This window comes from Neobacillus sp. YX16, from assembly GCF_030123505.1.
Taxonomy (GTDB): Bacteria; Bacillota; Bacilli; order Bacillales; family Cytobacillaceae; genus Neobacillus.
On the sequence record NZ_CP126115.1, the window covers coordinates 1,986,211 to 2,000,863 of the forward strand.

The following is a 14,653-nucleotide window of genomic DNA, read 5'->3' on the forward strand; positions in this document are numbered from 1 at the left end:
TCATTGATATATCAATATTTTTATTGAATGCGGTTACATTTCTTACGAATAACAAGTATTTATTTTTAATACTCTGATATTATAGAAATATAGATTATTATTGTCTGAAAGGAGAGGGAAACTTAGATTTCCCTTTCTCTCGGAATTCTAATTGTAAAGTTAGGTAATTGAAGTAATATTTCAGATAAATAGATTCAGGTGCATTTAATGAAGTTATTCTATATTTATTTGGGTATAAACAAATTAGATAAAAAACGCTGAATTTTCAGCGTTTTTTTCATTTTCTATTGGATAATCTAATAGTAATTATTCAGAAAATAAAAAACATTATGAATACATTGACAAGTGTATATACCGATTGTAGAATTACAGTTAGTAAAAGAAAGCGCTTTTTTTACGCTTTTCACCGGTAAATCGTAAAAGAATAAAATATTAAAATTTTAGTGTAACTAAAACTGAAATTTTAGCTGTTGTTTCTTGCAGGCCACAAGGGCAGCAGAGGTTATCATTTTTAGAAAATGAAAACAATTATAGGGAGGATCTAAATGGCAAAGAATATCAGTAAAAATATGCTTAAGTTTTTAGTCGTCATTCTAGCGTTCCAAGATGTAGCTGCTGGTGTAGCAGGATCCATTATGGCTGACATCATTAAGGCATTTCCTGAATATGATCCAACAATTGTCATGTTGGTTGCTACTTTTCCAGGTCTCATACAAATCGTTCCCGCACTTTTTTATGGAAAACTTACAAAAGTGTTTAAAAAGAAAACATTGTTATTTATCGGTTTGACCTTATTTATTATTGGTGGGATACTCCCAACCTTCATAGATAACCTGCCATTAATTATTGCGATGAGAGGACTTTTAGGGCTAGGTGTAGGGATAACAATGCCGTTATCAATAGATGTGATTACAGATTTCTTTGACGGCAGAGAAAGAGATTTCTTAATTGGTTTTGGAACTTCCACGGTTGCTTGTATTGGGGCAATATTCTTCCAGTTAGGCGGCGGGATTTTAGCTGATTCTTTTGGTTGGCAATATGGTTTCCTAACATACCTTTTCCCAATTTGGATTTTAGCTATTACCATGTTGTATCTTCCTGAACCTGAGAAGAAACAATTTTCAGAAACGACTAGCTCAAAGGCTAAAGTCAAGCTTCCGAAAGCAATTTATTGGGTATGTTTAGGACAGGTATTTTATTCTGGTTTGATTTTTGGTTATGTAACAAATATTTCTGTTGTTATTCAGGGGGACCAACTAGGTAATGCAACAGAAGCAGGTATGGCAATCTCCGTATTCACTTTTGGTACGCTGATAGCTGGGTTTATTTTTGGAAAGATAAAACATGCACTGCCAACCTTCTATCTGCCTGCAGGCGTTTTAGTAACAGGGATTGGGATGGCGATCTGTTATTTCTCACCAACCTTAACAATGATTTTTGTTGGTAGTATTATTGGTGGGTTTGCAATGGGAATTGGACTTCCAGGGGTATTCACTAAAGTTTCAGAACTTACTCCTTCTGGTGCCCCGCCAGCAGTAGGGTTAGTTGTTGTAGGCCAGGGTTTAGGCGGTATTTTAGGGCCATTTGGATTTCAAATGGTACAGAACATATTTAATCAGGATATTGGCAGATTCCCATTAGCTGTAAGTGCAATCGGATTAATTATCTTGGCTTTGATATGGGCGATAGCGGTTAGGAAACCGAACAAGGATTTAGAGGCTACTTTAAATCATTAACATTATATGGATGAGAGGATGTTACAAAGATTTTTTGTACATCCTTTTTTTATATTAATAGTTTTTGTTGGTTTTGGGATAGATTCCATTAGTCTGTCTACTTTCTTGATTTTTAATTAATAAAATATTTAGAATTAATTGACAAGTAGTGAATGTGGAGGTAAAATTATAGTTAGTTAATGAAAGCGCTTTTACAATGGAGTTTACACTGTTTATATGTTATAAAACACAAAACTGAAATTTTAGTTAAGAGGAGCACTACTGACTTAAAGTATTTTAAGAAAGTGAGGTTATGAAGTATGTCGGATGTTAATACTAGAAAAATTCAAACCGGAAACTATCAAACTTTTATTAATGAGGGTGGAGATAAGAAGTCATCTGAGACCATTATTTTTCTTCACGGCAGTGGCCCAGGGGTAAGTGCCCAGTCAAATTGGAAGGAAATATTACCTCATTTTAAAGGGGAATTCCATGTAGTGGCACCTGATATCTATGGATTTGGAAATACCGATCATCCTGAGAATTACCCGAAAAATGGGGCAGAGTGGATGAATATCAGGGTTAAGCAGGTAATTGAGCTAATGGATGCTTTAGAGGTTGATAAAGCCCATTTAGTTGGAAACTCTCTTGGAGGTGTTATCGCTCTTCACCTTTTAATGTATGCTCCAGAACGGTTTGACCGTGTCGTTTTAATGGGAGCAGGCGGAGGATTAAAAGAACCTACTCCTGAGTTGGCTAAATTAGCAAACTTCCACAAAGATCCGGATCCAGTTGCCTTTAAAAACTTATTGAGCTGGTTCTTATATGATAAAAGTATTCTTGAGGATAAACTTGAGAAAATCGTTTCTGAGCGATTAGAGCTGTTCTTAAGACCGGATGTTCGCAAATCCTATGAGGAAAATTTCTCAAAGTCCCACTTGTCAGATATGCTGGTCCCACCTTCAGCACTTAAAGAAATGAATCATGAAATTTTACTTATACATGGACATCAAGATAGATTTGTACCGCTTCAAAGCAGTCTTTATGTGATGGATTATTTACCAAATGCACAGCTCCATATTTTTAAACGTTGTGGACATTGGGCGCAGGTTGAGCAAAAAGAGAGATTTCTTAAACTTACATCAGATTTTTTCAACGGTGAATTATAAGAATTAATATATTGATAGTATTTATCTATTTAAATATACCGTTGAATCCATTACCTTATTATTAAGGGAACATAAACAAAAAGAGGATAAAGGGTGTATTGAAAAATGAAAATAGATCAGGCATATCGATATATTAAAATGCAAATTATTGATGGTACATGGGAACCTGAATCTGCTATTAATGTTAATGAAATTACTGCACATCTGAACATAAGCAGAACTCCCGTTCATAAGGCATTAGCGAAGCTTGAACAAGAGGGATTTCTTTCTATTATCCCTCAAGTAGGGGTTTATGTTAAAAGACCACAGCAAAGTGACGTTTTAGAACGGTTATTGGTTTGTGCAAATCTGGATGCCTTAATGACAGAACGTGCTGCATTTAAGCTCAACGAAGAAGAACTTACATATATGAGAGAGACATTGACGATGATGGATAATCCAGATATATCTGAGGATGAGTATTCTGCTCTTAATATTGAGTTTCACCGGACTATTTATGAAGCCTCCAAGTTAACATATGCACTTAGTCTTGCCAAGCAGCTTTGGGATTACCTCAATTATGTTGGCAACCCAGTAGTTTTATTTTCAAAGGATAGAAGAAAACAATCACAAACTGAACACTGGATGATCTACTATAGCTTGAAAGAGAAAGACTCTAAATTAGCAAAAAAGCTAATGGAAAGACATCTGCTTCGAATCGCCGAAGCAGTAATCGGAAAATACCAGAATGTAGATACAACACAGCATATATTTAACTAAAAAAGTGCAAGAGAGGTAATATATCCACTATTTTGCAGGAGGTAATCATTATGGAACAAAGTGTGTTGGAAACCAAAAATGTATTGGTAGAAAGAGCGAGGGATCTTATTCCTAAACTTAGAGAGTATAGTGATGACATTGATAAGAATAGCAGAATCCCTGATGTTATTGTTGACGAATTGAAAAATCAGGGTCTTTTGAAAGTACTTAGACCACATATGTTTGGCGGCTATCAAACAAATATGAGAGCGTTTACGGAGGTCGTTACGGAAATATCCCGCGGGAATGGTTCAGCCGGTTGGTTCGTATGTCTAAGTAATATTCGAGATTATATGATTTCTTACACCTTTGGAGAAAAAGCACTGAATGAAATCTATAATTCTGGCAAAGATGTAGTCCTTGCAGGAAATTTTAAACCTATTAAATGTGATATCAAAAAAGTAGAGGGCGGCTATTACATTGAAGAAGCTCAATGGCCATTTGTTTCCGGAAGCCCTCATGCTGACTGGTGCTACTTTGGATTCCCATTAGCAGATGAAAATGGCGGAATGGAAATGGCCATTATGGTTATTCCTCGTGAAGAACTTGAGATCCTTGATGACTGGCATGTTATGGGACTAAAGGGTTCCGGCAGCAATAGCTGTAGAATTCAAAATGTATTTGTACCTGAACACAGGGTATCATTGGATCGTCTAGCGAGTAAAGGCCATTACTTAATCGATCCGCTTAAGGATGTTGCTTTATACAAATCTTCCTTTGTTCCATCACTTACTTTATCGATTGTAGGGCCGGCATTAGGGCTTGCACAGGCTGTGATGGATCTCTATATGGAAAGACTTCCGAATGCTGGAATTGGAAACACCTTTTATCATAAACAAAATGAAGCACCAATCACACATCACCAGGTTGCCCAAGCACAATTGAAAATTGATACTGCTGAAATGTTTTTATACCGTGCTGTGGATAAAATTGATAGCTATGCTGAACGCGGAGAAGTAATGGATACTGCTGAAATTGTAAAAGTGAAGGCAGATTTCGGCTATGTAAATCAATTATGCAAGGAAGCGATTGATCTTCTAGTTGCTGGAGTCGGTTCCATGTTTACCTACCATAATAATCCTTTACAATTAGTCTACCGTGACTTTTTCGCCATGCACTTACATGGTTTCATTACACCATCAAGTTTAATAGAAACATATGGAAGAGTCCTTTGTGGCCAAGAACCGAATACCTATTTTGTCTAATCTGAAATGAAAAGGCTTTCTGTACTCTGAAGATTCGAATAAGAAACAATTAGGAGGAAAATAATATGAGTTTACCAGAAATCGCAAAGTTAGGACACGTAGCTTTAGTTTCGTCAGACCTTGAAAAATCACTTTGGTTCTTTAAGGAATTGATTGGATTAGAAGAAACAGAAGAAGTGAATGGCACACATTATTTACGTGCATGGGGTGACTTCGAACATCACACATTATCCATAACAGCGGGCGAAAAGTCGTATGTTGATCATATCGCATGGAGAACAAAACGTCCCGAAGATGTGGAGCAATTTGCTCATTTACTTCAAGAAGCAGGCACAGAAGTAAGCTGGGTGGAGGCTGGAGTGGAAGCAGGGCAAGGTAGAGCGATTCGCTTTAAATTGCCAAGTGAGCACCGGTTTGAAATTTACTATGACATGGAAAAAACCTTAGCTGAGCCATCCAAACGTTCAGTATTAAAAAATCAAACGTATAGATCATGGGAGCGAGGTGTATCACCTCGAAGAATTGACCATGTTAATATCCTATCTTCATTAAAAGCTAATGTTATTTCAGATTATTTAATGGAAAAGTTAGGCTTTAAAATGAGAGAATGCGTTCAAGCTCCGGATGAGTCGTTAATTGGTGCATGGCTAAGCGTAACACCACTGGTACATGATATTGCGGTAAGTCATGATCCATTCTCACCTTCAACACATCAAATTCACCACCTGTCTTACTGGCTGGACAATGCCCAAGACCTTCTTCGTGCAGCAGATATCTTAACAGAACATGGACTAAAGTTTAAAGGTCCAGGTAAGCATGGTATATCTCAAGCAATGTATATCTATGTTGTGGACCCAGGAAGTGGAGTTCGGTTGGAATTGTTCACCAATGGCTATTTGATTTTTGAACCAGACTGGGAGCCGATTGTGTGGACTTTAGATGAGATGGATGTAGGCTTTACCTTCTGGGGCGATCAAACAGACACGGTGCCAGAAAACAATCCGACTATTGAAGCTTAAGAATATAGTAGATTAATTTTATAGAAGAGAGGTTAGTAAAATGGATGATCGTCAATTTCGAAGTGCGATGGGAAAATTTGCAACAGGAGTAACTGTCATTGCTACAGATTTGGAAGGAGATGTGCATGGGATGACAGCTAATGCTTTCATGTCCGTGTCACTTGATCCGAAACTGGTTGTTATCTCAATTGGAGAAAAAGCTAGGATTCTTGAGAAAATTAAACAAAGCAAAACCTTTTCAGTCAATATTTTAGCTGCTGAACAACAGGAACTTTCGATGATTTTTGCAGGCCAGTTGAAGGAACACCGCGAAGTGGAGTTTGACCGCCTTGATGGAAAGCCTGTCATAAAGGGAGCAGTTGCACAAATTGCCTGTGAGGTGTCTGCAGAACATCTTGAAGGCGATCACACGCTATTCATTGGAAGAGTGACAGATATCCATTTAGAAGATGCTGAACCGCTTGTATTTTACAGTGGAAAGTACCGAGCTTTAGTAGAAGAAAAGGCAATTACGGTATAATTAACACTTTAATTGAAAAGGGGACAGCTGTAATGGATATTCAAAAAGCAGCAACTGCTTTAATGGAAGCGGAAAATGAGAAAAAACCGATTGCCCCATTCACATCATCAACAGAAGAGATTTCTGTTGATGATGCTTATAAAATCCAGCTTTACCAAATTCGCCAAAAGGTAGAAAACGGTGCTGCAATAGTTGGAAAAAAGATTGGGCTAACAAGTAAAGCAATGCAGGAAATGCTTAATGTTAACGAACCAGATTATGGCCATCTCCTAAATGACATGATGTATGGAGATGGTGACACGATTAGTCTTAATAAATTTATTCAGCCGAGGATTGAATTTGAGATTGCGTTTGTTCTGAAAAGGGATTTAACAGGTCCGGGTGTGACGATGAACGATGTGATTGACGCTACGGACTATGTTGTACCTGCCCTTGAAATTATTGACAGCCGAATAAAAGATTGGCAAATCAAATTTGAGGATACAGTTGCAGACAATGGTTCATCCGCTGGTGCAATTATTGGAAGTACAAACGCTAAACTAGATGATTTAGATTTGGCAAAGGTTGCTATGACAGTATCTAGAAATGGTGAATTTTTGGACTCAGCATTTGGATCAGCAGTGATGGGACACCCGGCCGAAGCCGTTGCCTGGTTAGCCAATGCACTCGGAAGCTACGGAATTTCTCTTTATGCTGGTGAAGTAATTCTTTCAGGAGCACTTTCAAAAGCAATTCCGATTGAAGATGGAGATACATTCACAGCTGAATTTGAAAATATAGGGGCGGTAACTGCTACCTTCAAGAAATAGAAACACGCTATAAAAGATTAAGACTCCTTGTATGTAAAAATGTAAGGAGTCTTTATTTTAAATTAATAATTAACTAAGATATGAAATCAATCTTTTTAATACTTAATCTTTAATGGGAAAAAGGTGAGTTTATGAAGGGTAACTCTGGCAATCTACTGGAACCAAACTACATAGAAGATGGAAATAAAAAAATTCTAACCACAGCTGGAGCCTTTGGACTATTACGTAAGGGAATAATAGAGAACTTAGGGTCAAAGAGAGCCAAGGGGTTTTTGCTTCGTTATGGTTGGAACTTGGGTGTCAGTGATGCTGAAGAAGCAATGGTAACTAGTACCTCAATAGAATATCTTATTAAACAAGCCTCGGTTCTCCATTTAAGTTCAGGACATATTGGAGATGTCCAGTCTGAAAGATTTATTGAATTGGTTGATTCAGAAAATATAAAAACAATCAGAGCAAAAGGGAAGTGGATCCATTCATTTGAAGCATATGAGCATCTTAAACATCATGGAAAATCGGATACGCCTGTCTGTCATACTTTAACAGGGTATGCAAGTGGCTATATGTCTACAATTTGTAAAAAGAGTGCGATTGTAAAGGAAATTAGTTGTATAGCCAAAGGGGACGCTGAATGCTGTTTCGAAATGAAGCTCCAGGAAGATTGGGGAATAGAGATTCAGGAAGAGCTAAAATTCTATAATGAAAGTAATATAATTGAAGAATTAGAGTATACGTACGAGCAATTGTTAGAGCAGCGCAATTATATCGATAAGGTGTCTAAATTTCATAAGAAATTAACGGAAAGTATTTCTAATGGAAGCAATTTGCAGGATATTGCCGATTCTGCATTTGGGCTATTAAAAATACCCATATCAATCGAGGATTTAAGCTTTCAGAAAATTGTTTACTCAGGAATGGAAGAGGACGAGTATAGCAGTTTAAGTAAAGAACTGAAAGAGAGTTTAATTCGAAAAAGTAGAAAAAATAACAAAATACTTCCTCTATTTAAAGAGACAACAAGATTAAAAACAGAAAACCAAGAACGACTTATAACTCCAATCATTGTACAAAAAAAAGTAATTGGGTATTGTACGTTTCTATATTTAAAAGAAACAGAGAAAAGCTCTGAGAATAATATTATGTTTATTGAGCGGGTAGCAAATGCAGCTTCTTTATACCTTTTAAATGAAAAGACGAGCTTTGAAGCGCTTGAAAAAATGAAAGGATATTTTTTAGAACAAATTTTAAAGGGACAGTATTCCTCTAGAGAGGAAATCATCAATCGTGGCCGTTATATGGGGGTGGACCTTGAAACTCCATTTTATATTGCAGCTATTGACTATAAAGAGAATGGTAAAACTGCAAAAGATAGTAATGAGCACTATGATCAAATCTTAGAATCAATTGCTAAATACCTTGACATTCAGGGATATAAAGCACTCATCGGTCAATATGAAGGTAAAATCATTATGCTGATACCTGAGTTGTCAAACATTTTACCAAATATGGAAAAAGTCTTAAAACATATTGAAACAACTCATTCCTCTTACAAATTTAAAATTGGAGTTAGTGACAATTCTGAGGAAATTGAACATATTTTGGAGTATTTGGATGAATCACTTATCAGCCTTAGAATGTCTACGGAGAAGAGAATTATTCATTTTAAAGATTTGGGGATTGTTGGTATCTTGATTAATTCGAAAAATGTTAGCGGGATTAAGAAAATTGCCAAACAAGAGTTAGGACCCCTTTATAAATTGGGTGAGAGCAAACAAAAGGAATTAATGAAAACACTTTATGTTTTTTTATCAAATGGTGGAAAACTTCAGCAAACGATGGAGGATTTGTCTTTATCGATGAGTGGTCTTATGTATCGGGTTAACAAGATAGAAAGTCTAATCAATAAAGATTTACGAGATTCATCACAAAGCTATCAGTTACTATTGATTTTAGATTCACTCTTAGCTTTAGGGGAGCTAGAGATATAAGAATAGAGAGTTAAGTTGGTAGAGCATTCATGTTTGATTGCTCTTTTTTCCAGAGGAAGTATCAAAAAACCAATATAAACTAGTTGAAAATAGTAGAAAGTTCAATGAGTTTTACTCTAGTTTATATAGTTGGAATTTTCTAATATTTACAAATGTAAGGGTTTTCTTTTTTGATACAAGAATCTGGGAGGGATTTATTTGAATCAAGTTTCATCTATTAATACCGTTGAAAGAAGTACTGTAAAGAAAACAATGAGAAGAATACTGCCGTTTATTTTAATTCTCTATGTCGTTGCTTTCTTGGATCGCGTTAATTTGGGATATGCAGCTTTGGAGATGAATGCAGATTTAGCATTAACGGCTGAAGCGTTTGGATTATTGTCTGGTTTATTCTTTATCAGTTATTTCATCTTTGAAGTCCCGAGCAACCTGATTTTACACAAAGTTGGTGCACGGCTTTGGATTGCCCGTATTATGATTACTTGGGGTATTGTAGTCGTATTAACTGGGTTTATCCAATCTGCGACCCACTTATATATTTTGCGCTTTTTATTGGGTGCTGCAGAAGCAGGGTTTGTCCCAGGGATTATTCTTTACTTAACGTATTGGTTTAGAGCCCGTGAAAGAGGTAAGGCAACTGCTCTCTTTTTTGTTGCCTTGCCATTAAGTGCATTAATCGGTGCGCCTCTTTCTACCTGGATCATGGATACTGTGACTTGGGGAGGATTATCAGGCTGGCGGTGGATGTTTATTTTAGAGGGCATACCTGCAGTTCTATTAGGTATTGTGGTTTTGTTTTACTTGACAGACCGTCCTGTTAACGCCAAATGGTTAACAGAAAAGGAAAAAACATGGCTTGAAGATGAGCTTGTTAAAGAAAGAAACCTAAGTGCAAAATTAAATAAATCATCACATCTTGGTATGTTAAAGGAATCGAAAGTTTGGAAATTAGCTTTATTTAATATTGCTGGATTTGTTGCGGTGAATGCTCTCTCGTATTGGATGCCTACGATCATTAAATCACTTTCATCTTCTGAAACAACCAATATGCAAATTGGCTGGCTGGCTATGATTCCTTCAATTATCGCGATTCCATCCATACTTTTTACAGGGTGGAATGCAGATAGAACGGGCAGGCATAAATTGCATTTAGGCGCATGTGTTTCAATTGCTATGATTGGGTTCATAGGATGTGCATTCGTTTCAAGCGTGCCGCTGATGGTATTAATGCTATCAATTACTTCAGCAGGACTTTATGGAATATCCGGAACTTTCTATGCCTATATCACCTTTTTCTTTTCTGAATCAACCGCTCCAGCTGGAATTGCATTAGTGAGTACACTTTCTTCACTTGGCGGTTTCATGGGCCCAATGTTAATGGGTATTTTCGATTTTAAACAAGCGATGTTTATCATTGCGGGGTGCTTACTTGTCAGTCTGATTACCCTATTTACCTTAAGATTAGTGAAGAAAGATCAGAAAGATCTAGTCGATACAGGAACAGTAGAGATCCCGAATTAATTTGAACGAAGTGATAAATCGAATCTCCAAAATTATTTGAGCCCATTTTGGGCTTTTTTTTATGGAAACGACACTCAATTAGCTGAAGTTTTTTGTTAATCTGTCAACAATCCAACAAAAAACTACTGAAAAATGAATAATAATCAAATACTTTTTATTCTAGAAATAAACGATTAAATTTTCTAAAATTTCAGTAATAGATAAACTTCTCTATATCTAAATGTTAAAAAAAATGTAAGGGATTTCATCCAAGAGGGATTTTCTAAAAAAACTTTTATATTTGCAAGGAGGAGAATAGTAATTTGACAAACATTACTCAACAATCAATTAAAACGGCTAATTTTGAAACCTATTTAAATCGTGCTGGTGAAGGGAATTCGGAAGTGATTTTATTTTTACATGGCTCTGGACCAGGTGTTACATCGTTTGCAAACTGGCGCTATGCCTTAAAAGCATGCTCTGAGACATATGACTGTCTTGCACCAGATCTTTTAGGGTTTGGAAACAGCAGCCATCCTGAGACATTGCCAAAGAATAGGCAAGGATGGATGGATTTATGGGTAAATCAACTCATGGAGCTTCTAGATGAATTGGGTGTTCAAAAGGCCCATTTAGTGGGGAATTCGTTGGGATGTTCCATTGCACTTGAGCTTCTATTAGAACATCCGGAACGTTTTGACCAAGTGGTTTTGATGGGACCGGGAGGAACACCAAATACCAAATTAAGCCCAGAATTAGCTCGTGCGAAAGGTTTTTATGACAATCCATCACCAAAGAAATTGCGGCAAATTATGAGCTGGTTTGTATATGATGCGGAGGAAATGGCACCAATCATTGATGCGATTACTGATTATCGATATGAAACAGCCATGAAACCAGATGTCCGTATTTCCAATGATTCTATTTTCGCAACTGCTGCGGTACCTGTTCCTGTAACAGCACTAAGAAGAATTGAGCATCCTGTCCTGCTCGTTCATGGTCGTGATGATATGGTTTGCTCGGTAGAGTCCAGCTATTACTTGCTCTCACATCTGCCGAATTCACAACTCCATGTATACGGTAAATGCGGTCACTGGACTCAAATCGAAAAGCAAGAAAGCTTTAATCAACTCATTCAAAATTATTTTGCAGATATCATTTAATGAAAAAAAGGAGGAATGTAGAATGTATTTACCTGAAATTGCTAAGTTAGGGCATGTCGCACTCGTTACACCGGATCTTGAAAAATCACTTTGGTTTTTCCGTGATGTAATCGGTTTAGAAGTAACGGAGGAAGTAAATGGAACGTATTATTTACGTGCATGGGGTGATTTTGAACACCACTCACTATCATTAACAGCGGGGGATAGAGGATATGTTGATCATATCGGCTGGAGAACAAAACGACCAGAAGATGTAGAAGGTTTTGCTCAGCTGCTTGAAAAAGCCGGAACAGAAGTAAAATGGATTGAAGCAGGAGAAGAGACTGGTCAAGGAAGAGCGATTCGTTTTAAACTGCCAAGTCAGCATTCCTTTGAAATTTATTATGATGTAGAAAAACCGAAAGCAGATGAAAAAAGACGTTCAGTCTTGAAAAATCAAACATACAAGGCTTGGGCACGTGGCTGCTCACCTAGAAGATTTGACCATGTAAATATTGCTACATCCATGGATGTACAAGAAATCCTTGATTACTTGGGCAATCAATTAGGTTTTAAGCTGCGTGAATATGTGAGGTATAACAATGAAACAACCTTAGCCGGCTGGATGAGTGTAACACCTCTCGTTCATGACATAGCTGTTATCACAAGACCACAGGCAAAGACGCCTAACCAGCTTCATCACATTTCCTATTGGCTGGATAACGCACAGGATGTCCTGCGGGCAGCTGATATATTAAGCGAAGAAGGCATTAAGTTCATCGGCCCTGGTAAACACGGGGTTTCTCAAGCATTATACTTATATGTAATTGATCCAGGCAGTGGCTGCCGTGTTGAATTGTTTAGTAATTCCTATTTAATTTTTGAACCGGATTGGGAGCCTGTTGAGTGGACAGAAGAGGATCATTCCATTGCAAACACCTATTGGGGCGATTCCGTTATGGACAAGGACATGAACAAACCAACAATTGAGGCTTAAATACAAATGGCACAAGTGCCCGTTTAGCGAAGTACACTAGTCGCTGGGCGCTGGGGCTGGATTTAGAAAGCTGACTCAAAAGTAATTGAGTCAGCTTTTTTAAAAGAGATTTTTAGGTGGAAGTGTCCACCTTAGGAAAGAGAGGCAGATTGTAGTGAGTGATAACAGAATTTATGAAACAGATATTGTTGTAGTTGGTGCGGGAAATGCTGCTATGTCCGCAGCGATATCCGCAAGGGAAAATGGCGCGAGTGTTTTGGTAATTGAAAAATCACCAGAAGCTGAAAAAGGAGGAAACAGCACCTATACTCATGGTTCCATTCGGTTTGCTTATAATGGTGTCGAAGATTTAAAGGAGATTATGCCAGATCTTTCTCCAGAAGATATCGAGTCATCAGATTTTGGAGTCTATTCCGAGGAAGAATTTTATGAAGATATGTGTCGTGTTACAAATTATCGGACCGACCCGGAATTGGCCTCGATTCTTACGGGGAAAAGCTTTGAAACGATGAAATGGCTCACCTCCCATAAGGTACGCTGGGTGCCTATATATGGTCGTCAAGCCTTTAAGGTTGACGATAAATTTAAGTTCTGGGGCGGAATGATTGTTGAATCCGTAGGCGGTGGACCGGGATTAGTGGAAACCCTGCACAAAGAAGCATCTTCTTTAGGTGTCCAAACCCTATTCAATGCCATGGCGACTGAGCTAATCCATGATGACCAGGGTGTACATGGAGTGATTTTTAAGCACAATGGCAAAACAACAAAGGTACATGCTAAAGCAGTGATCTTGGCCTCTGGAGGCTTTCACGCAAATCCTGAAATGCGGACGCGATACTTAGGACCAAAATGGGATTTGGCTCATGCTAGAGGGAGCCGTTTTAACACCGGTGAAGGTATTCAAATGGCATTAAACATTGGCGCTCTTGCCAGCGGTAACTGGTCGGGCTGTCATTCGGTCGGAGGAGACAGGTATCTTCCGGATTTTACGGAAGGCTTTCAAAAACTTAGCTATCCTTTTGGAATCATGGTAAACGCAGAAGGAAAACGCTTTGTGGATGAGGGAGCTGATTTCCGGAATTACACGTATGCAAAATATGGCAGGTTAATTCTTGAACAGCCGGGACAATTTGCCTGGCAGATTTTTGACCAAAAAACATCTCGACTATTACGAGAAGAATACAAAGGCAGGCAAGTTACCAAAGTAAAAGCCGCTACACTAGAGGAATTAGCTGAAAAACTCGAGGGCGTTAATCCTGAAGGGTTCTTACAAACGGTCAAAGAGTACAATGCGTCGATTCGGAAAGATATTCCGTTTAATCCAAATATCAAAGACGGCAGGTGTACAGAAGGGTTACCGATACCAAAATCAAATTGGGCAAACACGTTTGAGGAAGGCCCGTTTGAGGCCTATGCGGTTACCTGCGGCATTACCTTTACTTTTGGCGGCTTAAAAATTAACCCAAAGACAGAAGTTCAAGATGTATTATCCAACTCTATTCCAGGACTATATGCTGCTGGAGAATTAGTAGGAGGTTTGTTTTATTTTAACTACCCAGGTGGTGCAGGACTGATGGCTGGATCTGTATTTGGAAAAATTGCAGGGGAAAAAGCAGCGAAATTTATCAAAACAAAGGAACTATTGAATTCATAAAAGATTCCTAACTTTTTCTGATTTTTGGGACAAAACTACTGATTTATCACCAAAAAACTAATAAAAGTTATCTAAAAACATTTGAAAATTGAAAGGTTTTTACCCTATAAAAAAGTTTTGTAATTTTCTAAAATTTA

General features: G+C 37.6%; 12 protein-coding genes. All 12 read left to right on the forward strand.

Going from position 1 to position 14,653, the window contains the following annotated elements; translation table 11 throughout:
* Nucleotides 1–545: 545 nt before the first annotated feature.
* Entirely contained in the window at nt 546–1,736 is a 1,191-nt protein-coding gene (locus QNH48_RS09780; protein WP_283954715.1) for an MFS transporter, read from the forward strand.
* Between the two features lie 299 nt (nt 1,737–2,035).
* Entirely contained in the window at nt 2,036–2,884 is an 849-nt protein-coding gene (locus QNH48_RS09785) for an alpha/beta fold hydrolase (protein ID WP_283954716.1), read from the forward strand.
* 105 nt (nt 2,885–2,989) lie between these two features.
* A complete protein-coding gene (locus tag QNH48_RS09790) occupies nt 2,990–3,643 on the forward strand; it encodes a GntR family transcriptional regulator (protein WP_283954717.1) in 654 nt (217 codons plus the stop codon).
* Nucleotides 3,644–3,693: 50 nt separating this feature from the next.
* The gene (locus QNH48_RS09795; RefSeq protein WP_283954718.1) at nt 3,694–4,887 is read left to right on the forward strand and encodes an acyl-CoA dehydrogenase family protein; all 1,194 of its coding nucleotides are present in this window, start codon (nt 3,694–3,696) and stop codon (nt 4,885–4,887) included.
* A gap of 65 nt (nt 4,888–4,952) precedes the next feature.
* A complete protein-coding gene (locus tag QNH48_RS09800; RefSeq protein ID WP_095249309.1) occupies nt 4,953–5,906 on the forward strand; it encodes a VOC family protein in 954 nt (317 codons plus the stop codon).
* Nucleotides 5,907–5,946: 40 nt separating this feature from the next.
* Nucleotides 5,947–6,426, forward strand: coding sequence for a flavin reductase family protein (locus tag QNH48_RS09805; RefSeq protein ID WP_283954719.1), 480 nt, complete (start codon nt 5,947–5,949; stop codon nt 6,424–6,426).
* Between the two features lie 32 nt (nt 6,427–6,458).
* Nucleotides 6,459–7,235 carry a 2-keto-4-pentenoate hydratase gene (locus tag QNH48_RS09810; protein ID WP_283954720.1) on the forward strand — a complete coding sequence of 259 codons (777 nt, stop codon included), beginning with the start codon at nt 6,459–6,461 and terminating at the stop codon, nt 7,233–7,235.
* Between the two features lie 131 nt (nt 7,236–7,366).
* Complete coding sequence (locus tag QNH48_RS09815) at nt 7,367–9,223, forward strand: V4R domain-containing protein (RefSeq protein WP_283954721.1); 1,857 nt, start codon at nt 7,367–7,369, stop codon at nt 9,221–9,223.
* Nucleotides 9,224–9,421: 198 nt separating this feature from the next.
* Nucleotides 9,422–10,744 carry an MFS transporter gene (locus tag QNH48_RS09820; protein ID WP_283954722.1) on the forward strand — a complete coding sequence of 441 codons (1,323 nt, stop codon included), beginning with the start codon at nt 9,422–9,424 and terminating at the stop codon, nt 10,742–10,744.
* Between the two features lie 302 nt (nt 10,745–11,046).
* Nucleotides 11,047–11,886 (forward strand): alpha/beta fold hydrolase, encoded by an 840-nt coding sequence (locus QNH48_RS09825; protein ID WP_283954723.1) that lies wholly within the window; start codon nt 11,047–11,049, stop codon nt 11,884–11,886.
* Nucleotides 11,887–11,908: 22 nt separating this feature from the next.
* A complete protein-coding gene (locus QNH48_RS09830; protein WP_283954724.1) occupies nt 11,909–12,862 on the forward strand; it encodes a VOC family protein in 954 nt (317 codons plus the stop codon).
* Between the two features lie 154 nt (nt 12,863–13,016).
* On the forward strand, nt 13,017–14,516 hold the full coding sequence (tcuA, locus tag QNH48_RS09835) for an FAD-dependent tricarballylate dehydrogenase TcuA (RefSeq protein WP_283954725.1): 1,500 nt from the start codon (nt 13,017–13,019) through the stop codon (nt 14,514–14,516).
* The last annotated feature ends 137 nt before the right edge of the window (nt 14,517–14,653 follow it).